The 26,255-nt window shown below is 66.3% G+C and carries 22 protein-coding genes; 6 read left to right on the top strand and 16 right to left on the bottom strand.

Annotated features, from left to right (window positions below; all coding sequences use genetic code 11):
* Positions 1–10 precede the first annotated feature (10 nt).
* Entirely contained in the window at positions 11–1,186 is a 1,176-nt protein-coding gene (locus DM194_RS06705) for an OpgC family protein (protein WP_111066511.1), read from the bottom strand.
* 660 nt (positions 1,187–1,846) lie between these two features.
* Between DM194_RS06705 and DM194_RS06700 the strand changes: the two genes are divergently transcribed.
* Entirely contained in the window at positions 1,847–2,944 is a 1,098-nt protein-coding gene (locus DM194_RS06700) for a TRAP transporter substrate-binding protein (protein ID WP_111066510.1), read from the top strand.
* A 246-nt stretch (positions 2,945–3,190) separates the two neighbouring features.
* Here the strand turns inward: DM194_RS06700 and DM194_RS06695 are convergent.
* Positions 3,191–3,996 (bottom strand): IS5-like element ISAzba7 family transposase gene (locus DM194_RS06695; protein WP_111065387.1). Its coding sequence is split into 2 segments (ribosomal slippage): positions 3,191–3,669 and positions 3,669–3,996, totalling 807 coding nucleotides; the frame shifts between segments, so codons are not numbered across the junction.
* Positions 3,997–4,155: 159 nt separating this feature from the next.
* Here DM194_RS06695 and DM194_RS06690 point away from each other — a divergent pair.
* Positions 4,156–5,222 (top strand): IS630 family transposase gene (locus DM194_RS06690; protein WP_111066509.1). Its coding sequence is split into 2 segments (ribosomal slippage): positions 4,156–4,641 and positions 4,644–5,222, totalling 1,065 coding nucleotides; the frame shifts between segments, so codons are not numbered across the junction.
* A gap of 11 nt (positions 5,223–5,233) precedes the next feature.
* Here DM194_RS06690 and DM194_RS06685 read toward each other — a convergent pair.
* The 9 genes from DM194_RS06685 to DM194_RS06645 all read right to left on the bottom strand — a co-directional run bounded on the left by DM194_RS06685 (position 5,234) and on the right by DM194_RS06645 (position 13,957).
* A complete protein-coding gene (locus DM194_RS06685; RefSeq protein WP_246024318.1) occupies positions 5,234–6,013 on the bottom strand; it encodes an MBL fold metallo-hydrolase in 780 nt (259 codons plus the stop codon).
* Positions 6,014–6,051: 38 nt separating this feature from the next.
* Positions 6,052–6,846, bottom strand: coding sequence for a TatD family hydrolase (locus DM194_RS06680; protein ID WP_111066507.1), 795 nt, complete (start codon positions 6,844–6,846; stop codon positions 6,052–6,054).
* 10 nt (positions 6,847–6,856) lie between these two features.
* The gene (gene metG / locus DM194_RS06675; RefSeq protein ID WP_111066506.1) at positions 6,857–8,407 is read right to left on the bottom strand and encodes a methionine--tRNA ligase; all 1,551 of its coding nucleotides are present in this window, start codon (positions 8,405–8,407) and stop codon (positions 6,857–6,859) included.
* A gap of 51 nt (positions 8,408–8,458) precedes the next feature.
* Positions 8,459–9,574: a DNA polymerase III subunit delta' gene (locus tag DM194_RS06670; RefSeq protein WP_111066505.1), complete on the bottom strand. Its 1,116-nt coding sequence runs from the start codon at positions 9,572–9,574 to the stop codon at positions 8,459–8,461.
* Positions 9,571–10,230: a dTMP kinase gene (tmk, locus tag DM194_RS06665; RefSeq protein WP_111067806.1), complete on the bottom strand. Its 660-nt coding sequence runs from the start codon at positions 10,228–10,230 to the stop codon at positions 9,571–9,573. Before tmk ends, DM194_RS06670 begins: the two co-directional genes overlap by 4 nt.
* Positions 10,231–10,241: 11 nt before the next feature.
* Complete coding sequence (locus tag DM194_RS06660; protein ID WP_111066504.1) at positions 10,242–11,432, bottom strand: D-alanyl-D-alanine carboxypeptidase family protein; 1,191 nt, start codon at positions 11,430–11,432, stop codon at positions 10,242–10,244.
* 73 nt (positions 11,433–11,505) lie between these two features.
* Positions 11,506–12,507 carry a septal ring lytic transglycosylase RlpA family protein gene (locus tag DM194_RS06655; protein ID WP_111066503.1) on the bottom strand — a complete coding sequence of 334 codons (1,002 nt, stop codon included), beginning with the start codon at positions 12,505–12,507 and terminating at the stop codon, positions 11,506–11,508.
* Between the two features lie 178 nt (positions 12,508–12,685).
* Positions 12,686–13,534, bottom strand: coding sequence for a YdcF family protein (locus DM194_RS06650; protein ID WP_246024125.1), 849 nt, complete (start codon positions 13,532–13,534; stop codon positions 12,686–12,688).
* 75 nt (positions 13,535–13,609) lie between these two features.
* Entirely contained in the window at positions 13,610–13,957 is a 348-nt protein-coding gene (locus DM194_RS06645; RefSeq protein WP_111066502.1) for a hypothetical protein, read from the bottom strand.
* Positions 13,958–14,161: 204 nt separating this feature from the next.
* Here DM194_RS06645 and DM194_RS06640 point away from each other — a divergent pair, with 204 nt between their 5' ends.
* Positions 14,162–17,008, top strand: a complete 2,847-nt coding sequence (locus DM194_RS06640) for a [protein-PII] uridylyltransferase (protein ID WP_111066501.1) — start codon at positions 14,162–14,164, stop codon at positions 17,006–17,008.
* A 40-nt stretch (positions 17,009–17,048) separates the two neighbouring features.
* On the opposite strand, the gene ccoG is transcribed toward DM194_RS06640, so the two are convergent.
* Positions 17,049–18,566, bottom strand: a complete 1,518-nt coding sequence (gene ccoG / locus DM194_RS06635) for a cytochrome c oxidase accessory protein CcoG (protein ID WP_111066500.1) — start codon at positions 18,564–18,566, stop codon at positions 17,049–17,051.
* 138 nt (positions 18,567–18,704) lie between these two features.
* On the bottom strand, positions 18,705–19,286 hold the full coding sequence (locus DM194_RS06630) for an HD domain-containing protein (RefSeq protein ID WP_111066499.1): 582 nt from the start codon (positions 19,284–19,286) through the stop codon (positions 18,705–18,707).
* Between the two features lie 61 nt (positions 19,287–19,347).
* On the opposite strand from DM194_RS06630, the gene DM194_RS06625 reads away from it, so the two are divergent.
* Positions 19,348–20,538, top strand: a complete 1,191-nt coding sequence (locus tag DM194_RS06625) for a vWA domain-containing protein (protein ID WP_111066498.1) — start codon at positions 19,348–19,350, stop codon at positions 20,536–20,538.
* Positions 20,539–20,595: 57 nt separating this feature from the next.
* On the opposite strand, the gene DM194_RS28020 is transcribed toward DM194_RS06625, so the two are convergent.
* Together DM194_RS28020 and DM194_RS06620 are read right to left on the bottom strand one after the other, a co-directional pair.
* The gene (locus tag DM194_RS28020) at positions 20,596–21,231 is read right to left on the bottom strand and encodes a hypothetical protein (RefSeq protein WP_162629969.1); all 636 of its coding nucleotides are present in this window, start codon (positions 21,229–21,231) and stop codon (positions 20,596–20,598) included.
* A 525-nt stretch (positions 21,232–21,756) separates the two neighbouring features.
* Positions 21,757–22,083 (bottom strand): hypothetical protein, encoded by a 327-nt coding sequence (locus DM194_RS06620; RefSeq protein ID WP_111066497.1) that lies wholly within the window; start codon positions 22,081–22,083, stop codon positions 21,757–21,759.
* 654 nt (positions 22,084–22,737) lie between these two features.
* Between DM194_RS06620 and DM194_RS06615 the strand changes: the two genes are divergently transcribed.
* Entirely contained in the window at positions 22,738–23,475 is a 738-nt protein-coding gene (locus DM194_RS06615) for a hypothetical protein (protein ID WP_111066496.1), read from the top strand.
* Between the two features lie 50 nt (positions 23,476–23,525).
* On the opposite strand, the gene DM194_RS06610 is transcribed toward DM194_RS06615, so the two are convergent.
* The gene (locus DM194_RS06610; protein ID WP_111066495.1) at positions 23,526–23,807 is read right to left on the bottom strand and encodes a cyclic nucleotide-binding domain-containing protein; all 282 of its coding nucleotides are present in this window, start codon (positions 23,805–23,807) and stop codon (positions 23,526–23,528) included.
* Positions 23,808–24,011: 204 nt separating this feature from the next.
* Here DM194_RS06610 and DM194_RS06605 point away from each other — a divergent pair, with 204 nt between their 5' ends.
* The gene (locus tag DM194_RS06605) at positions 24,012–26,111 is read left to right on the top strand and encodes a multicopper oxidase family protein (protein WP_246024124.1); all 2,100 of its coding nucleotides are present in this window, start codon (positions 24,012–24,014) and stop codon (positions 26,109–26,111) included.
* The last annotated feature ends 144 nt before the right edge of the window (positions 26,112–26,255 follow it).

Below are 26,255 nucleotides of genomic sequence, written 5' to 3'. Positions count from 1 at the left end.
CCTCGTCCGTTCATGCACCCACATTCCTGCTGGCCGCGACCCTGTGGCGGCGCGCCCGCTCGGCCGACTGGTACCAGCCGAGGAAACGGGCGAGCAGCACCATCATGGCGATGCCGAGCACGGTAACAAGGAACTGTGCGGAAAGCGAGCCGCTGACATGGACCAGCACGGTCTGACCGGCGAAGGACAGCAGCACGCCCAGGCAGAACACCTGCAGCGACTGCCGCCCGCAGTCGAGCACGGGCGCGGCCAGCGGTCCGTTCAGCCAGGATGCGCCCGGCGGCACCAGCCGGAGGACGACATATGCCAGCGCGAAGAAATGAAGCAGGCGCAGCGGATCGAGATCGGTCTTGCTGATGGGGTAGAGGAACTCCGTCACCGCGTCGGGGATCATCGCGTGCAGCGGGGCGAACTTCCAGGACAGCGTCAGGTACAGGCTGGCCAGCAGGATCGCCACCGCCGCGGCCATCGCCGGCAGGCTGAAGCGGGTCAGCACGGCGCGCACATCCGGCCGGAACTGCAGCGCCGCGCCGGTCACGAACAGGAACTGCCAGGTGAAGGGGTTGAAGTACCAGACGCCGCCGTCGGGGTGGGTGGGCAGGTTCCATCCCCACTGCCTCGCGGCCAGATAGACCGCGGCGGAACCGGCCAGGACCGTCAGCGGCCGGCGGCGCAGCGCCGGCAGCAGCAGGGGAAAGACCAGCAGAAGCACGATGTAGAGCGGCAGAACGTCCAGGTTCGCCGGCCTGAACTTCAGCAGCAGGGCCTGGGTCAGGGCGGAGACGGGATCCTGGAAATAGCTGGTGATGCCCATCTCCTCGGTGAACAGCGGGCTGTCGAAGGCGCGGGCGGTGTAGGCGATCTGGGCGGTGAAGGCGAAGAAAAGGATGATGTAGGTGGCGTACAGCGTCCAGCAGCGGTGCAGCACCTGTGCCGCCGCCATCGGCGTGCCCTGCCGGTCCAGGGTCCGGCCATAGACCAGGGCCGCGGTATAGCCGGAGATGAAGACGAAGATCTCCGTGGCGTCGCTCAGGCCGAAATTGCGCGGCGTCAGCCAGGAAATCTGGTTGGCCGGGATATGGTTGACGAAGATGAACCACAAGGCCAGCCCGCGGAAGAAATCCAGCCGCAGGTCACGCGCCGCGGCAGACTCCGCCCCACGCTCCGCCATACTCACATCTCTCATGGCCGTTCAACCCGCAAGGTTCCACTCCCTCCATCAACACGCCAGCATGGTCTTAAGCTCCGCCGCCCGACCTTTCCAGGGATCATTCCTCTGGGTCGTCGGCGGTGCCTGCAACAGATGGTGGGGATGGCGGCGGAATCGAGAAGCAATGCTGCCGAACCTGCGGAAGAGGCCGTCCGGCCCAGCTGGTTGAATCCGGCTGGTTGAGAGGAGCCCGCGACTTCGCGCCGCAGCGTTAAACCTCTGAAATACGGACGTCAATTCTGCTTCCCGCTTGATCCCGACCATTTGCTTCCTGCATAATCCGGTCAGCGAAGAAAACTGGGACGGATCGGCCGAAAGGCCGGCTGCAAACCCGGATGGATGGGAGGAAGCGCAAGTAGCGACCGGAAACGGTCGTGCCGTCCCTGTGCGTGCGTCCGGGCATTCGCGGTGCCCCCGATGCGCCGTCCGGGCTGGCCGAACGTGTATTTGGTCAAGCGTGCGTCCGGCCGGGCAAGCATCCCAACCACCCCCTGCTTTTCCCGCTCAACCGTCGCCGTCCGGTCCCGTCGAGGGGCCGGCTTGGCCGGTTGCGGGCCGGCTGACCCCAGCCCGGCAACAAAAACGCATAACCGATACAAAAACGCATAACAGAAAACGGACAAAGGGAGCTTCTGGATGAAACGTCGTGCATTTCTGACCTCGGCAGGTGTGGGCGTCGCCGCCAGCACGCTCGCCGCCCCCGCAATCGCCCAGTCCTCGCCCGAGATCAAGTGGCGTTGCGCCTCCAGCTTCCCGAAGAGCCTCGACACCATCTACGGTGGTGCGGAGTTCGTGTCCAAGCGCGTGGCCGAGCTGACCGACGGCAAGTTCCAGATCCGCGTCTTCGCGGCCGGCGAGATCGTCCCGGCGCTGCAGGTGCTGGACGCGGTCAAGGACGGCACGATCGAGTGCGGCCACACCGTCTCCTATTACTACGTCGGCAAGGATCCGACCTTCGCCTTCGACGCCGCGATTCCGTTCGGCCTGAACGCGCGCCAGCAGAACGCCTGGATGACCCATGGCGGCGGCAAGGAGCTGATGGCGGAGTTCTTCGCCGGCCACAATCTGGTCGCCATCGGCGCCGGCAACACCGGCACCCAGATGGGCGGCTGGTTCCGCAAGGAAATCAAGTCGATCGAGGATCTGAAGGGCCTGAAGTTCCGCATCGGCGGCTATGCCGGCACCATCATGGCCAAGCTCGGCGTCGTGCCGCAGCAGATCGGCGGCGGCGACATCTACCCGGCGCTGGAAAAGGGCACCATCGACGCCGCCGAATTCGTCGGCCCCTATGACGACGAGAAGCTCGGCTTCCAGAAGGTCGCCAAGTACTACTACTATCCCGGCTGGTGGGAAGGCGGCCCGCAGGTCTCCATGATGTTCGGCAAGGAGAAGTACGAGTCGCTGCCGCCGGCCTACAAGGCGGCGCTGCACGCGGCCTGCTCCGACGCGACGCTGGACATGCTGGGCAAATACGACGTCCAGAACATGTTCGCGCTGAAGCGTCTGGTCGCCACCGGCACCCAGCTGCGCCCCTTCCCGAACGAGGTGATGCAGGCCTGCTACCAGGCCGCCATCGAGGTCTACGACGAAGAGGCCGCGAAGAACGAGAAGTTCCGCAAGATCTACGAGCCGTGGAAGAAGTTCCGCGAGGAGGAGTATCTGTGGTTCCGGGTGGCCGAATACAGCTTCGACCGCTTCGTCTACGCCGCCCCGCCGCTCGAGAAGAAGAAGTAAGGGGACGTCGGCCCCCCACCCCGACCCTCCCCCGCCGAGCGGGGGAGGGGACAAGGGTTTAGACGGGGGAGGTTAAGGCGCAATCGAAGCCGAGAACCTCCCCCTCATATCATCGAGCGTAAATTCTGACACATCAGACTTTACGCTCGCCCTCAGACGGCGGGCGCGGCCGTCCGGCCGCTTGCCTTCGCAGGCATGGGCCTGCGGGGCCGCAGTCGCGGCCTTTACCTCCGAGCATAAGAGCGCCTAACAGAACCATCTCTGGACGAAGCGCCAGCAGATGAGGCTGGCCGCGATATGGTGAAAGGCAGTGAAGATGTCGGCGCGCCGTTCGTAGCGGACGGCGATGCGGCGGAAGCGGGCAAACCAAGCGAGCGTACGCTCGACCACCCATCGGTGTCGGCCAAGACGCTCGCTGCTCTCGACGCCACGCCGGGCGATCCGCGGAATGATCGCTCGTTGGCGCAGCGCCTGCCGGCAGTGTGCAAAGTCGTAGCCCTTGTCGGCGTGCAGCTTGGCCGGGCGGCGCCGGGGCCGGCCCGCACACTGGCGGATCGCCGGCACGGCATCGACCAGCGCCTCCAGCAGCTTGCTGTCGTGCCGGTTGGCTGGCGAGATCCTCAGGGCGAGCGGGATGCCGTTAGCATCGACGAGGATGTGGCGCTTGGAGCCCGGCTTGCCGCGATCCGTCGGGTTCGGGCCGGTCTCCTCACCCCCCTTTTTGCCGGGACGCTGGCGCTGTCCACCGCTGCACGATCCCAGTTGATGGCGTTGGCATAGCCGAGCCGGTCGAGCAGCACACGATGCAGCCGTTCCCACACGCCAGCCCGATGCCACTCGTGCAGACGCCGCCAGCAGGTCATCCCCGAGCCGCAGCCCATCTCCACCGGCAGAAGCTCCCAAGGAATACCCGTGCGCAGCACGAATAGGATGCCGGTCAGCGCCGCACGATCGTCCAACCGGGGCCGTCCGCCTTTTGGCTTGGGCGGCTCCGGCGGGATCAGCGGTTCGATGATCGCCCACAAGGCGTCGGAAACAAGAGGGGCTGCCATGCCCCTACCAACCGTTCCTGGCCGGTTTTGTTACGCACTCTAAGTCAGGACTTACGCTCGGCGGTATCATACCGTCGAGCGGAGCGGCTGACTCATTGAGAGGGATTCCCAAGGCCGGCGATCCGTGATTCGATTCCCCATCGCGATGGGGAGGAGCGAATGCCAGCGGCCTTGCCGATCCGGGAAGACTTGAGTGCCGGCGAGTTGCGCGCCTTGGCGCGGCGGGAGAGCAAAGGGCGGGTGGCGGCGCGGATGTTCGCCATCGCCCATGCGCTCGACGGGGTGAGCCGGGCGGAAGCGGCGCGGCTGGCCGGCATGGACCGTCAGGCGTTGCGCGATGCGGTGGTGCGCTACAACGCCGAGGGCGTCGCCGGGCTGTATGATCGCCCGCTGCCCGGGCGACCGGAATGGCTGAGCGAGGGGGAGCAGGCAACGCTCAAGGCCATCATCCTCGCCGGCCCCGATCCCAAACGGCACGGCTGCGTGGAGTGGACCTTGCCGATCCTGTGCGAGGTGATCGCCGAACGCTTCGCCAAGACGCTGCATCCGGCCAGCCTGTCGCGCATCGTGCGCCGGCTGAACCTGTCGAAGCAGAAGACGCGGCCCCGTCACCCGCAGTCCGACGCCAAGGCCCAGGCCGCCTTCCAAAAAAGGGGCTGCGCGAAGCGCTGAAGGCTGCGGCGGCCGCGCACCCTGGGCGGCGCCTCCAACTCTGGTTCCAGGACGAAGCGCGCATCGGCCAAAAGGGCCGCACCGCGCATCGCTGGTGGGAGCGCGGGCAGCGTCCCGCCGGGCTGTGCGACAAGCGCTTCACCTCGGTCTACCTCTACGCCGCCGTCTGCCCGGCCAGCGGCGCCGACTTCGCGCTGGTCATGCCGACCGTCTCCACCACCGCCATGAGCCTGTTCCTGGACGGCTTCTCCCGGAGCCTGGAACCGGACGTCCAGGCGGTGCTCGTGCTCGACCAGGCCGGCTGGCATGGATCGCGGGCGCTGGTCGTGCCGGACAACATCACGCTGGTGTCGCTGCCGCCCTATAGCCCCGAACTGAACCCGGTCGAGCGCGTCTGGCTGTACCTGCGCGAGCGCTTTCTGTCCCACCGGCTCCTGGACGATTACGACGCCGTCGTCCAGGCCTGCTGTGACGCCTGGAACGCCCTCACCGCCACACCGGAGCGCCTACGCTCCCTCACAAGCTACCCGTGGCTCCCATGTGTCAATACTTAGGCGCGGCGGTATCACACCTTGATCGTCAACCCATCGTAAGCCGGCTCGACCCCCTCCGGCAAAATCCGCCGCAGGCTGTCGTAGTCCATGCTGTTGTCCATGTGGGTCAGATAGGCCCGCCGCGGCTGCACCCGCTCGATCCATTCCAGCGTCAGCGCCAGATGGGCGTGCACCGGATGCGGCGGCTCTAGCCGTCCGCAATCGACCACCCAGGTATCCACTCCCGCCAGCGCCGCGAAGGCGCGCTCGTCCAGCCGCACCACGTCGGTCGAATAGGCGAAGCCGCCGAAGCGGTAGCCCACCGTCCGCATATAGCCGTGATCCTGCTCGAACGGCGTCACTTCCAGCCCCTTCACGCTGAACGGGCCGTCGATCCGATGCGTCTTCAGCACCGGGCGGTAGAAGGGATAGCCTTCCGGCAGCGGATCGAAGCAGTAGGGGAAGCGGGCTTCGATGTCGCGCAGATGCTCGTCCCAGCCATAGGCGTCGATCGGCGCATGCATCTGCCGGCAGATCTCGCGCAGTTCGTCGATGCCGTGGCAGTGGTCGGCATGCTGGTGCGTCCACAGCACGGCGTCCAGCCGCGCACAGCCGCTGTCCAGCAACTGCTGCCGCAGGTCGGGCGAGGTGTCGACCAGAACCGACACGGCGCCATGCTCCACCAGCACCGAGGGGCGCATGCGGCGGTTCTTCGGATTGGCGGGATCGCAGCGGCCCCAATGGCCGCCCGGCACCCCGGCGATCACCGGAACGCCGCGCGACCCGCCGCAGCCGAGGACGGTCACGCGCATCCTGCCCGGTGCAATGCCGGTTGATGCGCCGTCCGCGGTCATGCGGCCGCCTTGCCCTGGGCGGCCTTGTCGAACAGGCGGAAGAAGTTGTCGGTGGTGACGCGGGCCAGCTCCTCGGCCGACACCCCCTTCACCTCGGCCACGCAGGCCGCGGTGTGGGCGACATAGGCCGGCTCGTTGCGCTTGCCGCGGAAGGGGATCGGCGCCAGGTAGGGCGCGTCGGTCTCCACCAGGATGCGGTCGATCGGCACGTCCTTGACGATGGCGCGCAGGTCTTCCGACTTCTTGAAGGTGACGATCCCCGACAGCGACAGGCTGAAGCCGTAGTCCACCGCCTCTTCCGCCAGCGCCCGGCCGGAGCTGAAGCAGTGCAGCAGCCCCTTCACCGTCTGTCCCGCCGCTTCCTCCTTGACGATGCGCATGGTGTCGGCGTCGGCGTCGCGGGTGTGGATGATCAGCGGCAGGCCGGTTTCCAGGCTGGCGCGGATATGCCGGCGGAAGCATTCCTGCTGCTGGTCGCGCGGGCTCTTGTCGTAGAAATAGTCGAGCCCGGTCTCGCCCAGACCGATCACTTTGGGATGGCGCGACAGCTCCACCAGCGTCTCGGTCGTGGTGATGGCGAACTCCTCCTGCGCCTGATGGGGATGGACCCCCACCGAGCAGAGGATGTCGTCATAGCGCTCGGCCACCGCCAGGATGCGGTCGAAACGGCTGATGTAGGTGCAGATGGTGACCATCCGCCCGACGCCGGCCTGCCGGGCGCGGTCGACGACCGCGTCCAGCTCTTCGGCGAAATCGGGAAAGTCCAGATGGCAATGGCTGTCGACGAGCATCAGGGAAAACTCAGGCCTTCGGTTCTTCGACGTAACGCGGGAAGACGCCCTGCGGCGTCGGCAGCGGCGTGCCGGCGGCCAGCGCCCCCGACGGCCCCAGCGTGCCGAAGCCGCGCGCGTCCGGCCCCAGAGCCAGCAGGTCGAGGATCTTGGCGGAGGAATCCGGCATCACCGGCTGGGTCAGGATGGCGAGATGGCGGATCGTCTCGGCCAGCACATACAGCACGGTCGCCATGCGCGCCGGGTCGGTCTTCTTCAGCGCCCAGGGGGCCTGTTCGTCGACATAGCGGTTGGCGTCGCCGACCACGGCCCAGATGGCGTCCAGCGCCTTGTGGAAGGCCTGCGCCCTGATCTCCGCCCGCACGATGTCCAGCATGCCGTAGGCCGAGCCGAGCAGCGCGTTGTCTGCCTCGGTGAACGCGCCCGGCGTCGGCACCGCGGCGCCGCAGTTCTTGCCGATCATCGACAGGACGCGCTGCACCAGATTGCCGTAGTCGTTGGCGAGGTTGCCGTTGATCCGGTTGACCATCTGCTTGTGCGAGAAGTCGCCGTCATTGCCGAACGGCACTTCGCGCAGCAGGAAATAGCGGGTCTGGTCGAGGCCGTAGGTGTTGACCAGCGTCTCCGGCGCGATGACGTTGCCGAGGGACTTGGACATCTTCTGGCCTTCGATGGTCCACCAGCCATGGGCGAACACGCGGCGGGGCGGCTCCAGACCGGCGGCCATCAGGAAGGCCGGCCAATAGACGGCGTGGAAGCGCAGGATGTCCTTGCCGACCATGTGCAGGTCGGCCGGCCAGTACTTGGCGTACTCGCCCGTGGTGTCGGGATAGCCGACGGCGGTGATGTAGTTCGCCAGCGCGTCGAGCCAGACATACATGATGTGGGCGTCGTCGCCCGGCACCGGGATGCCCCACTTGAAGGTGGTGCGGCTGACCGACAGATCCTTCAGCCCCGACTTGACGAAGGCCATCACCTCGTTGCGCTTGCCGGCCGGCGCGATGAAGTCCGGGTTGCGCTCATAGAACTCGATCAGCCGGTCCTGCCAGGCCGAGAGCTTGAAGAAGTAGGACGGCTCCTCGACCCATTCGCATTCGGCGCCGGTCGGTGCGATCTTCTTGCCCTCGGCATTGGTGGTCAGTTCGTCCTCGCCATAGAAGGCCTCGTCGCGAACCGAATACCAGCCGGCGTAGGAGCCGAGATAAATCTCGCCCTTCTCCTTCAGCACCGTCCACAGCGCCTGCGCCGACTTGACGTGGCGCGGCTCGGTGGTGCGGATGAAGTCGTCGTTGGAATAGTTCATCAGCGACACGAGATCGCGGAAGTTCCGCGATACCCGGTCGGTGAAGTCCTGCGGCGGGATGCCGGCCTTCTCCGCCGACTTCTCCACCTTCTGGCCGTGCTCGTCGGTGCCGGTCAGGAACTTCACGTCATAGCCGTCGAGCCGCATGAACCGGGCGAGGACGTCGCAGGCAAGCGTCGTGTAGGCGTGGCCGATGTGCGGCACGTCGTTCACGTAATAGATCGGCGTCGTCAGGTAGAAGGTCTTCGGCCCGGCCATTTGCGGCACTTTCTTTCAGGTCAGGGTCAACGAGCAGGTTCTCAGATAACGCTAGGCGGCGGCCGTTTCCAGCGCCGACAGGGCGTTCAGGACCACCTGCTTGCGGTCCAGGTTTGCGGATTCCGCGCGCGCGAAAAGACGCTGAACCTTTTCCCACACCTCCACCCAACGTTCAAGACCGCGGGCATTCGCCAATCGGGTCATCAGGGCGGCCTCGCCCGGCACCACCTCCGCCGGCCAGCATCCGCGGGCGAGCGAGCGGGCGAAGCGGGCGAGCCACCAGACCAGCAGCTCGGTCGCCGTCTCGAACATCCCGTCGTCCTGTTTGCGGGTCAGCTTGTCGGCGAAGGCGTGGGCGGCGACGATGTCGATGCGCGGCAGGTCGGACAGCAGCCCGATCATCTCGCGGTAGAGCGCCAGCCCGCCCGCATCGGCAAGGTCGATGGCGCGGCCGACGCTGCCCTCCGACAGGCGGGCCAGCGCCGGGCGGTCGTCGGCGGCGATGTCCGGCCGGTGCCGTCCCAGCAGTTCGATCACCGTCTCTTCGGCTAGCGGCTTCAGCGTCAGCTTGCGGCAGCGCGAGCGGATTGTCGGCAGCATGCCGCCGGGATTGTCGCTGACCAGCAGCAGCAGGGCGCCGGGCGGCGGCTCCTCCAGGATCTTCAGGATGGCGTTCAGGCCGCTCAGGTTCATGCGGTCGGCGCCGTCGATCACCGCGACGCGCCAGCCGCCTTCCGCCGAGGTGCGGCGCAGGAAGGGGCCGATCTTGCGCACGTCGTCCACCGCGATGTCGCGCTTCAGCCGGTCCTTCTTCTCGTCGCGCTGGCGCTCGATGGTCAGCAGGTCGGCATGGCCGCCCGACGCCACCCGGCGGAACACCGGATGGTCGGGGCCGATATGCAGCGAGGTGACCGGAGCGTTTCCGCCGAACAGGCTGTCCCCCGGCGCATCCTGCGCCAGGACGAAGCGGGCGAAGCGGAAGGCCAGCGTCGCCTTGCCGATTCCCGGCGTCCCGCCGATCAGCCAGGCATGCGGCAGCCGGCCGGAATTCCACGCCTCCAGCAGCAGCCGCTCGGCCTCCTCATGACCGACGAGGTCCGGGTTGCGCCGGGGAGCGAGCGCGTCTTCCGCAGGGGCGGCGGATGCCGGGGTGCGCGCCTTGCTCACGACGGCAACCCCAGACGGCTGGATACTGCGCTCCAGATGCGCGCCTGCACGGTGTCGGGGTCGGCGTCGGCATCGACCACCGCGCAGCGCTCCGGCTCCCGCCGGGCGATGTCGAGGAAGCCGTCGCGCAGCCGCTGGTGAAAGCCGATGTCCATCCGCTCATAGCGGTCCTCGCCGCCATGGCGCGCCACCGCGCGGCGCAGCCCCGTCTCGACGTCGATGTCGAGGATCAGGGTCAGGTCGGGGCGGAAGCCGCCCAGCGCAGCGGTCTGCAAGGTCTCCACCGACCCGCGCCCCAGCCCCAGCCCATAGCCCTGATAGGCCATGGTGCTGTCGAAGAAGCGGTCGCACAGCACCCAGTTCCCGGCCTCCAAGGCCGGCCACACCGTGCGTTCCAGATGGTCGCGGCGGGCGGCGGTGTGCAGCAGCGCCTCCGTCACCGGGCTCCAGCGGCCGGTCTCGCCGGTCACCAGCAGGGCGCGGATCTCCTCCGCCCCCGGCGACCCGCCCGGCTCGCGCGTCGTCACCAGCTCGGCGCCGCGGGCGCGCAGGGTTTCCCGCAGGGTGTCGGCCAGCCGGCGCAGCTGCGTCGACTTGCCGGCCCCTTCGCCGCCTTCCAGCGTGATGAAACGCCCGCGTTGTGGAGAGGTCGGCATGGTCGTCACGGTCACAGGCTGTTGCCGAAGACGAGATACTTGGCGGCGGCGAAGGCGCGGCCGACGAAGCCGGCCTTCGGCACGTCCTGGGCGGCCACCACCGGCACCTCCTTGCCCGGGAAGCCGGGGGCGGAGATCACCAGCTTGCCCACCGTGTCGCCCTTCTTGATCGGCGCGGACACGGGCGCGTTGGTGACCAGCGACACCTTCATGCCGGGACGGTCGGCGCGGCCCATGGTGACGCTCAGGTTCTGCGGCACGGTGACCGGAACGGTTTCCTGCTCGCCCAGCCAGACCGGCACCTGCTCGATCGTCTCGCCGCCCTTGTAGAGCGTGTAGGAGGCGAATTCACGGAAGCCCCATTCGATCAGGCGGGCCGATTCGTCGGCGCGCGCCTGCATGTTGGGCAGGCCGTTGACCACCAGCAGCAGGCGGCGCCCCTCGCGCTCGCCCGACGCGGTCAGGCCGTATCCGCCGGCTTCGGTGTGGCCGGTCTTCATGCCGTCCACGTCCATGCCGCGATAGAGCAGCGGGTTGCGGTTGCCCTGGTTGATGTTGTGGTACTTGAACTCCCGGATCGAATAGTAGTGGTAGTATTCCGGGAAATCCTTGATCAGGTGCTCGGCCAGCAGCGCCAGATCGCGGGCGGTCATGTAGTGGTTCGGGTCGGGCCAGCCGGTGGAGTTGACGAGGTTGGTGTTCTTCAGCCCCAGCTCGCGCGCCTTGCGGTTCGCCTGCTCCGCGAAGGCCCCTTCCGACCCGGCCAGCCCCTCGGCCAGCACGATGCAGGCGTCGTTGCCGGACTGGACGATCATGCCCTTGACCAGATCGTCGACCTTGATGTTGTTGTGAAGCTCCACGAACATCTTGGAGCCCTGCATCCGCCACGCCCGCTCGCTGACCGGCAGCGTGCTCTCCAGCGTCAGGCGGCCGGCCTTGATCGCCTCGAAGGTCAGGTAGGCGGTCATGATCTTGCTCATCGACGACGGAGCCATGCGCTCGTCGGCGTTCTTCTCGAACAGCACGGTGTTCGAGGTCAGGTCGATCAGGATCGCCTGCTTGGCGATGGTGTCGATGGTCGCGGCCTGCACGGACACCGCGGTCATGCCGGCGCCTATCGTGGCCCCGGCCATCGCGATTCCGGCCGCGAGGGCGGCGGAACGGCCGAAAACGGCGCAGAGGCGGACGACAACAGCGTTCATGGCAACAATCCTCCAAGGGCACTCGGTCACAGGCGCTCGGCAGAGCGATCGCGGTGGGTTTCGGTCGGCCGGATCAATCCACCACGATTTTGGCCTCCGTAAGGCCGGCCTGTAAGATCTGGTTGAGCAGGGTGTCGGCACGATCGACGCTGTCCAGCGGCCCGACCCTGACGCGATGCAGGGACAGGCCGCCCGACCGCGTCAGGCTGACGTCGGCGCGCTGGCCCATGGCGGACAGCCGGGCGCGGGCCTTCGCCACATTCTCCTCGCTGCCGAAGGCGCCGACCTGCACATAGATCGCCTCCTGCGGCTTCACCGGCATCTGCGCCACCACCGGCGCCGGCACGAACCGGCCTTCCGACATGCTGCCGGAGACGGTGGCGGGCGGCGGCACCGGGGCGCCGACCACCGCCGGACGCGGCGCGCCGGTCGAGGCCGACTGGCCGGCCGCCCACTGGCCGGCCGCCGACACCGCCGTCGCCGGACCCGACGGCCCGGCCTGTTCGATCCGGCCGCGCGGGGCGGCCTTGGGCGGCGGGCCGTCGACCTCCGCCAGCAGCGGGGCCGGGGTTCCCAGCCGCGCGGCGGCGGCGATGGCCCGGCTCTCCTCCGCCAGGATCTGGACGCGGACCTTGGCCGTGCCGGGACCGTCGAAACCCAGCAGCTGGGCGCCGCGGCGCGACATGTCGATGATCCGGCCGTTGGCGAAAGGGCCGCGGTCGTTCACCCGCACCACGATGGAGCGGCCGTTGTCCAGGTTGGTGACGCGCACCAGGCTCGGCATCGGCAGCGTCCTGTGGGCGGCGGTCAGCTCGTCCTGGTCGTAGATCTCGCCGTTGGCGGTGTTCTTCGCGTGGAAGCCCGGCCCGTACCACGAGGCGATGCCCGTCTCGTCGTAGCCGTAGTCTTCCTTGGGATAATACCAGACGCCGGCGATCTGATAGGGCTTGCCCAGCTTGTAGACGCCGCTGGTCGGCAGGCCGGAGCCGCTGCCGGCGGGCTTCTGCGCGCAGGCGGCGAGCGTTGCCACGCCGACCAGCACGACGATCCTGCCCACCCCGCGCCAGCGACGCATCCGCCAAACCCCTCGATTCCCGGTCGCCTCGAACCGCCAAGGCGGCGGCACTCTAGCCGAGTGGCACGGCCACGCCAATGCCTGCAAATGCGGGGAAGCACGATGACACAGGGCCGGCCATGATCCCGCGGATCAGGGAGCCATGATCCCGCGGATCAGGGAGCCATGATCCCGCGGATCAGGGGGCCGGGAACAGCGCCGTGGTGCGGCCCATCAGCCGATAGGCGGTCAGGCCGATCCATTCCCGCACCGCATCGTCGAGGATCACCAGATTCTGCCCGAACTCGAAGCGCAGATAGGGCTTGGCGCCGGTCCGGGTGCGGTAATCGACGGGGTAGGGGATCACCTCCCAGCCGACGGCGCGGAAGATGCCGACCGACCGCGGCATGTGCATGGCGGAGGTGACGAGCACCCAGCGTTCTCCCGGGGCCGGCTTCACCAGTTCCTTGCTCAGCACGGCGTTTTCCCAGGTGTTTCGGGATTGCGCCTCGTAGATCACGCGGTCCTCGGGGATGCCGGCCTGCGCCAGCGCGGCGCGGGCGGTCGCGTCCTCCTTGTATTCCTGCCCCAGCAGCCGGCCCGATCCGCCGGTGAAGACGGCCTTCGCCTCGGGATGGCGGCGGACGAGGTCCGCAAAGCCCAGGATCCGTTCCGCCGCGTCGTTGAGGGAGGGATCGCCGCGGTCGACGGTGATCGGCGGGTTGAGCGCGCCGCCCAGCATGATGATGCCGTCGATGCGCCCCTCCGGCTCGGCCCTCGGAAAGCGGTTCTCCAGCGGCAGCGCCACCAGCGCGCCCAACCCGGTGTAGGTGACCAGCGCCAGCAGGACCGCCGCCAGCGTCACCATCCGCTTGCCCGCCCGCCGCCAGCGTCGCGTCCACAGCAAAATCGCCCCCAGCGCCACCGTCAGAACCAGCGCATTGCCCGGCGCCGCCACGGCCCAGAACAGCTTCGACAGGATGAAGGACAGCACCGGATGGTCCATGGCCGTGAAGGGGAGGCCAGCATAAGCGCGGCGGTCGCCCATGGGCAACCGGGCTCAATTCCTTTCCCGGAGCGGGAGAGGGCGGTCGCCGTGGAACGCTTCGACAGCGGCTTTACCTCACGCCGCCGCCTTCACCGCCGCCTGCCGCTCCACCATCCGCAGGCCATGCGCCCGGTACTGCGCCTGGACGATGGACGCCCAGCCCATGCGGATCATCGTCAGCTTCACGGCGTCCGACACGTCGTCGCCGGTGACGAGATCGGTGACCTGCCACATCAGCGTGTCGTCCACAGAGCGCGGATGCATCGCCGCCACCCTCAGCAGCCGCGCCATCAGCGCCGCCGTCGAGTTGCGGCCCAGCCCCCGCTCGGCCAGCGTCAGCGCATCGTTCAGCGCCGCCAACTCCCGCCGCGCCTTGGCCGAGGGCTCTCTCGCAGCGCGCGCCACGCTCTTCCCGCCGGTCATGGTCCGTCTCCCCTGTTCCGATCCATGCGGGACAGTCTGTCAGCGCAATCCGTGCGCCGCTGTGACGGCCGTCACTGCCACATGGCGGCGGGGCTGGTTTTCGAGTGCGGGCGTGCTACCTGGAGGCTTTACCGCTATAGTGTCCGCCGCGGCCGTTCCGGACCGCCCGAAAGCCGCCAGAACGCCCGAGGTTTTCCCCGACCGATGCTGTCCGCCCGCTCCAAGACGCCGACGCCGCCCGAACCCGCCGCGCTGGCCATTCCCAACAAGCGCGCCATCATCTCCCGCCGCAAGCTGTCGGGAGAACTTGAGGATCTGGTCGCCGAGCACGGCACCGGCGACAAGCTGCGCCCGGCGCTGATCGCCTGCCTGCGCAAGGCGCTGGCCGACGGCCGGGCGGAGGTGCGGCGGCGCTTCGACGACGGCGGGTCGGGCGAGCAATGCGTGCGGGAGAACTGCTACCTCGCCGACCGGGTGGTGGGCACGCTGGCCGACTTCACCGTCCGCTTCATCTTCCCCACCGCCAACCCGACCTCCGGCGAGGTGTTCGACGTGGCGGCGACCGGCGGCTATGGCCGTGGCGAGCTGGCGCCCTTCTCCGACATCGACCTGCTGTTCCTGCTTCCCTACAAGCGCACGCCGCGGGTGGAGCAGGTGGTCGAATACATGCTCTACATCCTGTGGGATCTGGGGCTGAAGGTCGGACATGCCGTGCGCAGTGTCGACGACTGCATCCGCCAGTCCAAGGCCGACGTCACCATCCGCACCGCCATCCTCGAATCGCGCTATCTCTGGGGCCCCGGCAAGCTGTTCGCCGAGTTGCGCAAGCGCTACGACAAGGAGGTCGTCGCCGGCTCCGGCCCCGAATTCGTCGAGGCCAAGCTGGCGGAGCGCGACAACCGCCACCTGAAGATGGGCGACAGCCGCTATGTGCTGGAACCCAACCTGAAGGACGGCAAGGGCGGCCTGCGCGACCTGCAGACCCTGTTCTGGATCGCCAAGTATCTCTACCGCGTCGAGAGCGTGGACGAGCTGGTCGGCAAGAAGGTGCTGACGCCGGAGGAGGCGCAGCGCTTCGCCAAGGCGCAGAACTTCCTGTGGACCGCGCGCTGCCACCTGCATTACCTGACCGGCCGGCTGGAAGACCGCCTGACCTTCGACGTCCAGACCAGCATCGGCGCCGCCATGGGCTACACCGACCATGCCGGCACCAAGGGCGTCGAGCGCTTCATGAAGCACTATTTCCTGGTCGCCAAGGACGTCGGCGACCTGACGCGCATCTTCTGCGCGGCGCTGGAGGCCGAATCGAAGCGTCCGCCCAAGTTCAACCTGCTGCGTCTGGCCTCGGTCGCCCGGCGCAAGGACGTGGACGGCTTCATCGTCGACGGCGAGCGGCTGAACGCCCGCAGCGACAAGCAGTTCAAGGAACAGCCGATCGACATGATCCGCCTGTTCCACACCGCCCAGATCCACGACATCGACATCCACCCGGCGGCATTGCGCGCCATCACCCGCTCGCTGTCCGCCATCGGGCCGAAGCTGCGCAACGATCCCGAGGCCAACCGGCTGTTCCTCGACATCCTGACCGGCCCGAAGGATCCGGAGATCACGCTGCGCCGGATGAACGAGGCCGGGGTGCTGGCCCGCTTCATCCCCGATTTCGGCCGGGTCGTCGCGCAGATGCAGTACGACATGTACCATGTCTACACGGTGGACGAGCACACGCTGTTCGCTCTCGGCATCCTGCACAAGATCGCCTCCGGCGAGCATGCCGACGAGCTGCCGCTGTCCACCGAGGTGATCCACAAGGTGGTGTCGAAGCGCGCGCTCTACGTGGCGCTGCTGCTGCACGACATCGCCAAGGGGCGCGGCGGCGACCATTCGGTGCTGGGCGCCCGCGTGGCGGAGAAGCTCTGCCCGCGGCTCGGCCTGACGGCGGAGGAGACGGAGACGGTGGCGTGGCTGGTGCGCTGGCATCTCGCCATGTCGCACACCGCCTTCAAGCGCGACCTGGAGGACGACAAGACCGTCCGCGACTTCGTGGCGCTGGTCCAGTCGCCGGAACGCCTGCGGCTGCTGCTGGTGCTGACGGTGGCCGACATCCGCGCGGTGGGGCCGCAGCGCTGGAACAACTGGAAGGCCACGCTTCTCCGCGAGCTCTACAACCGCTCCGAGGAAATGATGTCCGGCGGCATGACGGTGGAGGGCAGGGGACGCCGCATCCAGTCCGCCCAGGCGGCGCTGCGCGCCGAGCTGACCGACTTCGACGATGCCGCCTTCGAGCATCACAAGGGGCTGGGTTATCCCGGCTACTGGCTGGCCTTCGACACCGACACGCTGGCCCATCAGGCCCGCATCGTCCGCGATGCCGAGCGGGAGCATCGTCCCCTGACGGTGGAAACCCGCGTCGACCGAGGCCGCGCGGTGACGGAGGTGACGATCTACGCCACCGACCACAGCGGTCTGTTCTCCCGCCTCGCCGGGGCGCTGGCGGCCTGCGGCGCCGACATCGTCGATGCCCGCATCTTCACCATGACCAACGGCATGGCGCTCGACGTCTTCTCGGTCCAGGACGCCGCCGGCGGCGGTGCGTTCGAGAGCGGCGACAAGCTCGCCAGGCTGTCGGTGATGATCGAGAAGGTGCTGTCGGGCCAGTTGAAGCCGCTGAACGACCTGTCGACCCGCCGCACCGCCCATGCCAGCCGCACCCGCGTCTTCCATGTGCCGCCGCGCGTGCTGATCGACAACAACGCCTCCACCACCCACACGGTGATCGAGGTGAACGGCCGCGACCGTCCCGGCCTGCTCTACGACCTGACCCGCGCGCTGTCGAACCTGACCCTGCAGATCAGCTCGGCCAAGGTCTCCACCTTCGGCGAGAAGGCCATCGACGTCTTCTATGTGAAGGACGTCTTCGGCCTGAAGGTGACGCATGAGGGCAAGCTGGCGAAGATCAAGGAACGCCTGCTGAGCGCGCTCGACGATCCGACCGGCGACGCCCCGCCCCCCGCCACCGTAAAGCGGACGCGGACAAAGGTGACGGAGGCGTAAGGAAAAGCCCTCTCCCAAGGCGGGAGAGGGCGGCACTGCCTCACGGCGCCATGAACACGCTGACATGGCGGCCGACCTCGCCGCTCGCCTGATCCTCGGCGACCACGGCCACGTCGGTCGAGCCCGGCTTCACCGCCGCCGCCGGCACCTTCACGAACACCCGGTAGGTCGCCACCGAGTCGGCCTCCGCCTGCAGCGTCACGCTGCCGCCGCTGCCGGCATCGTCGTAGCCGGCGACCGCCAGATGCGCGTCGGGCAGCCCCTCGACCGTCACCGTATAGCTGCGGGCGGTGTGCGTCTTGTTCAGCAGCTTGATGGTGTAGGCGTTCTGCACCGACCCGTCCGACAGCATCACGAACAGCGGCGCCCGGTCGCGCAGCACGCTGACGTCCAGCGTCGGTCGCAGCACCAGCGCGATCGCCATGGCGCAGACCACGATCAGCATGATCAGCGAATAGATGACGGTGCGGGCGCGGACCAGCTTCACCCGCTCCGGCTTGCCGTCGATCTTGGCGATCTGGTTCGACTGGGTGTCGAAGCGCACGAGGTCGAGCGGCCGGCCGATCTGCCGCATCACGTCGTTGCAGGCGTCCACGCACAGGCCGCAGCCGATGCAGGAGATCTGCTGTCCTTCGCGGATGTCGGTGCCGGTCGGGCAGACATGGACGCATTGCTTGCAGTCGATGCAGTCGCCCAGCCCCGCCGCCTTGCGGTCGTCCCAGCTCTGCGACTTGCGCATCGGCGCGCGGCCCTCGCCGCGCCAGTCCTCATAGGTGACCAGGAAGGTGTCCTCGTCCACCATCGCCGACTGGAAGCTGCGCCACGGGCAGACATAGATGCAGATCTGCTCGCGCGCCCAGCCGGCGAAGAAATAGGTCGTGAAGCTGAACAGCGCGATGAAGGTGGCGACGCCGCTGGTGATGTTCCCATGCAGCAGGTCGTTCATCAGCGTCGGCGCGTCGTTGAAGTAGAAGACCCACGCCCCGCCGGTCATCACCGAGATCGCCACCCACGCCGCATGCTTGGCGGTCTTGCGCGCCAGCTTGGCCCCGGTCATCGGCGCCTTGTCCAGCCGGATGCGGGCGGTGCGCGGCCCTTCGATCTTGCGCTCCACCCACATGAACAGGTCGGTCCACACCGTCTGCGGGCAGGCGTAGCCGCACCAGATGCGCCCTGCCAGCGTGGTGGCGAAGAAGATGCCGAAGGTGCCGAGAATCAGCAGGCCGGTCAGGTAATAGACCTCCTGCGGCCAGATCTCGATCCACAGGAAATAGGCGCGGCGCCCGACCATGTCGATCAGCACCGCCTGGTCCGGGATGCCCGGCCCGCGCTCCCACCGGATCCACGGCGTGACGTAGTAGATCGCCAGAAGCACGATCAGCGCCGCCCATTTCAGCTGGCGGAAGCGGCCCTTGACGTCGGCGGCATAGACCTTCGGCCGGTTCACGAACCAGTGCCGGCCCGGCTCCTCATGCTGTTCGGCGTGGGACGCTGCGGCGGGCTTGTCGGCCTGGGCCGGGCGGCGGGTGAGGGTGGAGTCTTCTTGCGGAAGGGACATGGCGTGGTTCCTCGGCCGTCGGCGGCACGGGTGGCGTCAGCTTCGTCCCTTCTCCATAAGACTTCGGTGATGGAGCCGCATTGCGCAATGTCAATCCGGCCGCGTTTCAGCCACCGGGCCCCGCGCCTGCCGGCCCCCTCAAACGGTCTTCTGCCCGCGCAGCTCGGCCAGCCCGTCGTGATAGGCGCGGTCGAACAGGGCCTCCAGCCGGGCGTCGGTGCCGCGCAGGCCGGCGACCACCGCATGGGCCCATTCGAAATACTCGACCTTGCGCGACAGCGGCCAGTCGGCGGGCGGGCTGTGCGCCATGGAGCGCAGGTTCGACACCTTGTCGGCCAGCTTCACCAGCTTCGCCCGAGTCGAGGCATGGGGAGCGGCGTCGATCTGGTGCTGCTTGCGCTCGGCCTTCGACATGCGCTTGTCGTCGGTGGTTTCCGCCACGACCTGCACCACCTCGACGCCGAACAGCTGTTCGATCTCCTCATAGCTGGCGTCGGTGTCCTCCAGCGTGTCGTGCAGCAGAGCCGCGATCACCACCACCGGATCCTTGCCCGCCGTCGCCTCCGCCACCAGCAGGGCCACTTCGGACAGGTGGTTGACGTAGGGTTCGGCGCGCACGCCCTTGCGGCGCTGGTCGATGTGCTTGTGCGCGGCGAATTCCAGCGCCCGCGCGAAATCGAGGAGGGGGGCGTTCGGCAGTGAAGCGTTTGGCAGGCTCATGGTGTTCTCTCGGCTGGGGCATTACTCTCCGCTTGGTAGGACCGTGCGAAGGACCGCTCTCATGTTCACGAGTTTCTTCTTCGATCTGCGCAAGGCCGGCGTTCCCGTCTCGCTGACGGAGTACCTGACGCTCATGGAGGCCATGAAGCAGGGCACCGCGTCCTTCCGCGTCGAGGATTTCTATTACCTCAGTCGTGCATGTCTGGTTAAGGATGAACGGAACCTCGACCGCTTCGACCGTGTCTTCGCCGCCACCTTCAAGGGCCTGACCGACGAGGCGGCATCCGGCGAGGAAGTCCCCGTCACCGAACTGCCGGAGGAGTGGCTGCGCAAGCTGGCCGAACGCTTCCTGACCGACGAGGAGAAGGCGCAGGTACAGGCGCTCGGCGGCTGGGACAAGCTGATGGAGACGCTGGCCCAGCGCCTGGCCGAGCAGAAGGGCCGGCACCAGGGCGGATCGAAATGGATCGGCACCGCCGGCACCTCGCCCTTCGGCGCCTACGGCTACAACCCGGAAGGCATCCGCATCGGCCAGCACGAGAGCCGCCACCGCCGCGCGGTGAAGGTGTGGGACCGCCGCGAATTCAGGAATCTGGACGACCGGGTTGAGATCGGCACCCGCAACATCAAGGTGGCCCTGCGCCGCCTGCGCAAGTTCGCGAGAAGCGGTGCGGCCAGCGAACTGGACCTTCCCGGCACCATCCGCGCCACCGCAAACAACGCCGGCTGGCTCGACCTGAAAATGGTGCCGGAGCGTCACAACACGATCAAGGTGCTGCTGTTCCTCGACGTCGGCGGCTCGATGGACGACCACATCCGTCTGGTGGAGGAGCTGTTCTCCGCCGCGCGCAGCGAATTCAAGCACCTGGAGCACTTCTACTTCCACAACTGCGTCTATGAAGGCGTCTGGCGCGACAACGCGCGCCGTCATACCGAGCGCATCTCCACCTGGGACGTGCTGCACACCTATCCCGCCGACTACAAGCTGGTCTTCGTCGGCGACGCCGCCATGAGCCCCTACGAGATCGTCTACCCCGGCGGCAGCGTCGAGCACTGGAACGAGGAAGCCGGTCATGTGTGGATGCAGCGCCTGCTGTCGGTCTACGGCAAGGCGGTGTGGCTGAACCCGACCCCGCCGCAATACTGGGACTACACGGAAAGCACCCGCCTGCTCCAGCGCCTGATGGGCGGGCGGATGTTCCCACTGACGCTGGAGGGGCTGGACGGGGCTATGCGGGAGTTGGGGAGGTGAAAAGCCGTTTCAAAGGCTTGGTCTGCATGCTGTGTCCATGCTTGGGATTCGACAGTCTCATGATCTTGGGGGCGGCGATTTGGTGGCGCCGACGTAATTGCTGGAGCTTATTCCCTTGGTTGATGGATGGAACCAAGTCCATCCCTGATCAATTGGAAAACCAACAATGGAAAATTTGCCATCGACCGATCTCTGCAGTATGCCGGCCGGAGCACATACCGGCACTTCGATTTTGAGTCTTTTATGTATCTCGTCTGTCAGATGTTGGGCAAAGCAGTCATATCCTTTTCCAACATCGCAGGCCCATAAATGTATATCCTTACAGAACTTGAAATCCTTCATCAACATGCTGTCCAGGAGCTGGGATGCGTTGTATTCATCCAGAAAACCTGCGCAACCATGGGTATTAAAGACGATTGTGTCATTCTTGCCTATATCTTTAAATAAAAAAGGCTGATCGAATTTTTCAAACTTACTTACTCCATAGAGTTTGCATAGTGAAATTTCTCCACCGAATATCACCTTTTGGTCTGAGGTTCCCCCTTGATTCATCCAATGATTTGCGTCTAGGGAAACGGATTTTCCGCCTCCCATATCCATTTTCTCTACTGTTAAGCGTGTGACTCCAATTCCAATTGCCACTACAAGATTTTTCCCTCCGAATCCCAACAGAGAGCCGAAAGATCCGAGCATCGTCCTCACCATAAGGTTGATAGTGATTGAAAAATATGCGGTTTAAGGAGAATTTGGCAGGTCATTGCCTAGCAATTATATTGTAAAATTTCGTTGTTCTGCAATATTTTTGATGGTTCTGGTGGGTAGATGTATCTTCTGCATGTAATAATCTTTCTAGATTATCTTCCTGTATGTGCTGCTTCGACGCTCCCAATGGCATGTCTGCAGGCTGGCGAATGCGGGGCGGATGCGCCCACGCGGACATTGCCTCCGGTTCGGCGTCGAAGAGGACTCTGTAACGCAGAAGAATACGAAGGGATCTTGTCTGGCAATTTACGCTGCTGAAAGCCTTGCCGAACAGAATGGCTTGGATGGCTGGGTGCAAGGGAGCGGCAAATACCGTAATCACTTGCTGCGGCTGACGCAAAAATCCGGCCAAGCCCCCCTCCGCGTCGGCTCGGCGATGAACGCGAAGACGGGGGGGCTTGCCGGACTGTCATCGGCGGCGATGGCGCGAACCATGCCGCCGATGCGTCTGCCGCATTACTTGCAGCTGCTGGCGACCTGGGCGGTCGGGGTGCAGCCCGGGTTGCCGGCGGTCAGCGCGCCGGTGATCGTGCCATCGGGGCCGACGTTCAGGGCATAGTTGCAGCCGGTGGCGCCGATGGCCTTGGCCGAGCTGACCAGGGTGCAGGTCTTGCCGGCCACCTGGACCGCCAGGTTGTCCGTGGTCGGGTTCTGCGCCCAGGTCATGCTGGACGAGGGGTTCTGCACCGGGGCGCCGATGCTGGCGTGCGAGGAGATGACCACCGTGTCGGCGTGGGCGGCGCCGGCCACAAAGGCCGCGACGGTCAGAACGGTGCCGATCATGCCAACCTTGAAAGAAGAACGCATTTCTATGCTCCTGGTTTCTATGATTAGTGCCAATTCAACGCACACAAGACGCTGATGCCCGGTGCAAGGAAAGGATCGTTCTATTCTCCATTTTTATCAATAAAATGTTTGATTCAAAAAGAATCAAATATATCATCTGGAATGAGTCGTGAGTGTACATCTGTATTAGAACGTAAAAGAACACAATTGCGTGATAAGTTGGTGTGTATAGTCGCCTCTTATTGCATGTGTATGCTTTGACTTGGTTTTGCGGATAATGACCGGCTCTCTGAGCGTGCTTTTTGGTTGTCCGATTGCCGTTGATGATACTCCTCTTATCTCCGATGGCACTCGATCTCCTCGGTCGCGGGCTCGTTGAGGTGGTGAGTGTTTTATGACGAGATGTATCAGGCGATACGATGCATCCATATCTGACTTTCAATTTTAATTAACGCACCCTGGAAGTGTGGTTCACCTGCCGACCGTCGCGGTGGCTGACCGTCGCGGTGACACCTGCTGCTCCCATCCCAAGCTGTCTCGGCGCGGAGGTGGGATTGCCCCACACCGAAGAATATGATTTTTATCCTATCAAAATTGAGCGTTTCCCGGTGAAATAGGAGCGTCCGCCCATCTAACGCCGGAGCCGCCCCCATGCCCGATTGTCTGAACCCCGCCGAAACCGCCACCAAAGCCGCCTCCACCGTCCGCCCCGCCGACAACTTCCCCTGCTGGGCGGAGGAGCCGCCGCTCCCGCCCGATGGCTCCCTCGTCCCCGGTTCGCGCTTTCACGAGGAACAGTGGATCATGGCCGCCGGCATGCTGGCGCGCGGGGCCTCCTTCCAGCAGGTCGCGCGTGCCATGGGCTGCAGCCGCACCACGCTGTGGCGGGCCTATTACGGCTCGCAGCACTTCCGCCATCGCGTCTGGTGGGAGAGGCAGGCGCTGAACCGGGAGGCGGATCTTCGCCTGTCCTCGCTCCGCGCCCTGGTGACGGAGCAGATCGAACGGCTGGTCTCCATCGGCGATCCCGGTACCGTGCGCTGGCTGGCCGAGAAACTGGGTTTGCTCAAGGAGTTCGGCGCCGATGCCACGGGCAACGCCCCGACCGCCGCGAACAACCGCACCCCGTCTCCTACGGTCCCGGAATCGCCGACCGCCGAGGCGTCCGCCGCGCTGGAACCTGCCTTCGACGACGACAGCGTTCCCGGCGCGATCCGCGAGCGCCGCCTGCCCGAGCCGGAGGACATCGCCGCCATCCTCGCCCGGCCGGAGGCCGAGGGCCCCAAGGGTGTCTATCCCTGGACCTTCAATCCCGACGATCCGTACCCCAACCTGGGTTCGGCGTTGGAGCGGCAGGGCGGGGAGGGGCCCTACACCCGCCGCCGGTGAACGGCCCCCGGTGAAAGAATGAAACGTTTGAACGCCGTCGGGAAAACGGTTCACGGCGTTCCAAACGTTCCATTCCCGCCCCAGGGCGCCGACCGGCCGTCTCGCCCCGCCGCCTGCTCGATCATCCGGTTCGCCTGCGTCACCTTCCGGGCCAGCGTCGTCGCCAGGATGCGGTGCAGGACCAGCGCCAGTTCCGGGGCTTCGCGCTCCAGCCGGGCCAGGGTCGCGGCGATCAGGCGGTGGATGATGGAGGTGGTCTCAACCACCACTGCGGCGCCGCGGGTCTGGCCCAGAACCAGGGCGATCTCCCCCACCACCGCCCCGGCGGTCATGGTGCGCAGGCCTCCCCGGCGCCAGGAAAGCGGTATCCGGTGATGAATAGTGTTCTGCTGCCCGGCGTTGCACGGCCGCTCATAACCGGCCGCCGCACGAATCAACGTGTGACAATGTAAAAATAAACAATTTCCAGGATGCATAATACCCTCGAATATCTGCATTTGATGGAGATATTCGTGAAAAATGCATACTTAATCGGCGTGCTTCTGCCCCTGGCGCTGGGCGTGGCACCAGCCGTCATGGCGGCAACCGCTTCCGCGAAGGACAGCGCCGAGCCGGCCGGGGAGACTTTCGGCAATCCGCCGGTCTTGAACACTTCGACCGCGCCGCGCGCCGGCTCGCTCCTGCTGCGCCAGCCGCAGGCGGCCCCCCGTCCGCATAGCGGCCAACTGCGCAATTACGACCTGTTCGTGACCTTCACCGACGGCTTCATCCGCAACCCGGCGCAGGGGCGCCCCGATCCGGTGCGGCTGCGCAGCTACCGCGGCACCGACGTCGACCCCAGCCACCCCTTCGTGGCCCCGACCATCGAAGCGACTCCGGGCGACACGGTCCGCATCAAGCTGCAGAACCAGCTTCCGGCCGACCCCGACTGCAACAATCAGGCGCAGGCGGACATCAACAACCCGCACTGCTTCAACGGCACCAACCTGCACAGCCACGGCGTCTGGGTCAGCCCGTCCGGCAACAGCGACAATGTCCTGGTGTCGATCAATCCCGGCGTCAGCTTCGAATATGAATACAACATTCCGGCCGACCATCCGGCGGGGACCTTCTGGTACCACCCGCACCGCCACGGCTCCACCGCTCTGCAGGTCGGCAGCGGCATGGCCGGCGCGCTCATCATCCGCGGCGACCGCCCGCCGACGCGCGACGCCAACGGCGACCTCGACACCCTGCTGAAGAGCCCCAAGGGTGCCGCGATGACCGAGCGGGTCCTGCTGTTCGAGCAGATCCCCTACGCCTGCACCAAGGACGGCAAGCTGAAGACCAAGTCCGACGGTTCCATCGACTGGAGCTGCGCGCCGGGCGAGGTGGGCGAGATCGTCTCCTACGATCAGTTCGCGCCGAACACCTGGGAACAGTCCGGGCGCTTCACCACCGTCAACGGCCGCGTGCGTCCGATCTTCGCCAACGCCAAGGTCGGGGAGGCCGAGCGTTGGCGCCTGATCCATGGCGGTGTGCGCTCCCCCATCACGGTGGAGTTCCGCAAGCTCGACGTCACCGACTTCTTCCAGCGCGAGAAGACCCTCTCGGCCGCCGAGCAGGACCGCTTCGCCAAGGAACGCTGCACCGGGCAGCCGGTCCCCTACATCCTGGCCGCCGCGGATGGTCTGACCCTGAACGAGGGACAGGTGCGGACCAGCGTGCCGATGCAGCCCGGCTATCGCGACGACCTGCTGGTCAACTTTCCAGAAGCAGGCATCTACTGCGTCGTCAACAAGCCGTCGGCGGCCAACGCCAGCCCGGACCGGACCGCGACCTCCACCGGCGTGCTCGGATTCGTCCGCGTGCGCGGCGACCGCGTGGTCAAGGACCCGGTGAAGGAGACGATCCGCCAACTGTCGGCCAACGCCACGAAATACGCGCCGGCCGTCGCCAAGGAGGTGATCGGCGACCTGAACGCCCGCTGCGCTGAGAAAGCAATGGGCGGCAAGACGATGGTCGACACCCCCTATTGCCCGCGCTTCACCCGCTTCACCGCCCATCCGCCGATCACCGAGCATGAGGTGGTTCACCAGCCCAAGCAGGAACTGGTCTTCTACATCAACCTCCCGCCCGAGGGGGCGACGCGGACCAACCCGCTGTTCCAGGTTTCCAACAGCTTCGAGGTGGTGCAGAACCCCGACGGCACCTATGGCCCCAAGGGTGCGTCCGCCTACCAGCCGGGCGTGGTCGACCGGCCGGTGGTGCTGGGCACCGCCCAGCAATGGGAGCTGCAGTCCTATTTCGTCAGCCATCCCTTCCACATCCACGTCAACCCGTTCCAGGTCGTGTCGATCATCGGTCCCGACGGGCGCGACGTCAGCGAAGCCGGTTCCGGCGATCCCGACTATGCCGGCATGAAGGGCATGTGGAAGGACACCATCTGGGTGAAGAGCGACATCAGCCAGCCGCTCGCCTCCACCGAGCCGCCGACGGGCACCTACAAGGTGACGATCCGCACCCGGTACGAGCGCTTCATCGGCGAATATGTCCTGCACTGCCACATCCTCGACCATGAGGATCAGGGCATGATGCAGAATGTCAGCATCGGCCTGCCGGACGGCCGCGGCGGCCTTGCCGGAGCCCATCACTGACCGGTGCTCGCCCCCCTCGACTTCGCCCGAACGGGAAGAGGGGGGCACCCTGCCGCTCCCCGGCGGTTGCTGCGATCCGTCGCTGCCTCCGACCATTGAAAAATCCCCCGGTTTCCGTCTACGGTCGCGCGTCCCCTTGGAGTG

The organism is Azospirillum ramasamyi, from assembly GCF_003233655.1.
Classification (GTDB): domain Bacteria; phylum Pseudomonadota; class Alphaproteobacteria; order Azospirillales; family Azospirillaceae; genus Azospirillum; species Azospirillum ramasamyi.
Note: the sequence above shows the minus strand (reverse complement) of the source record. Positions and strands in the feature narration are given on the sequence as shown.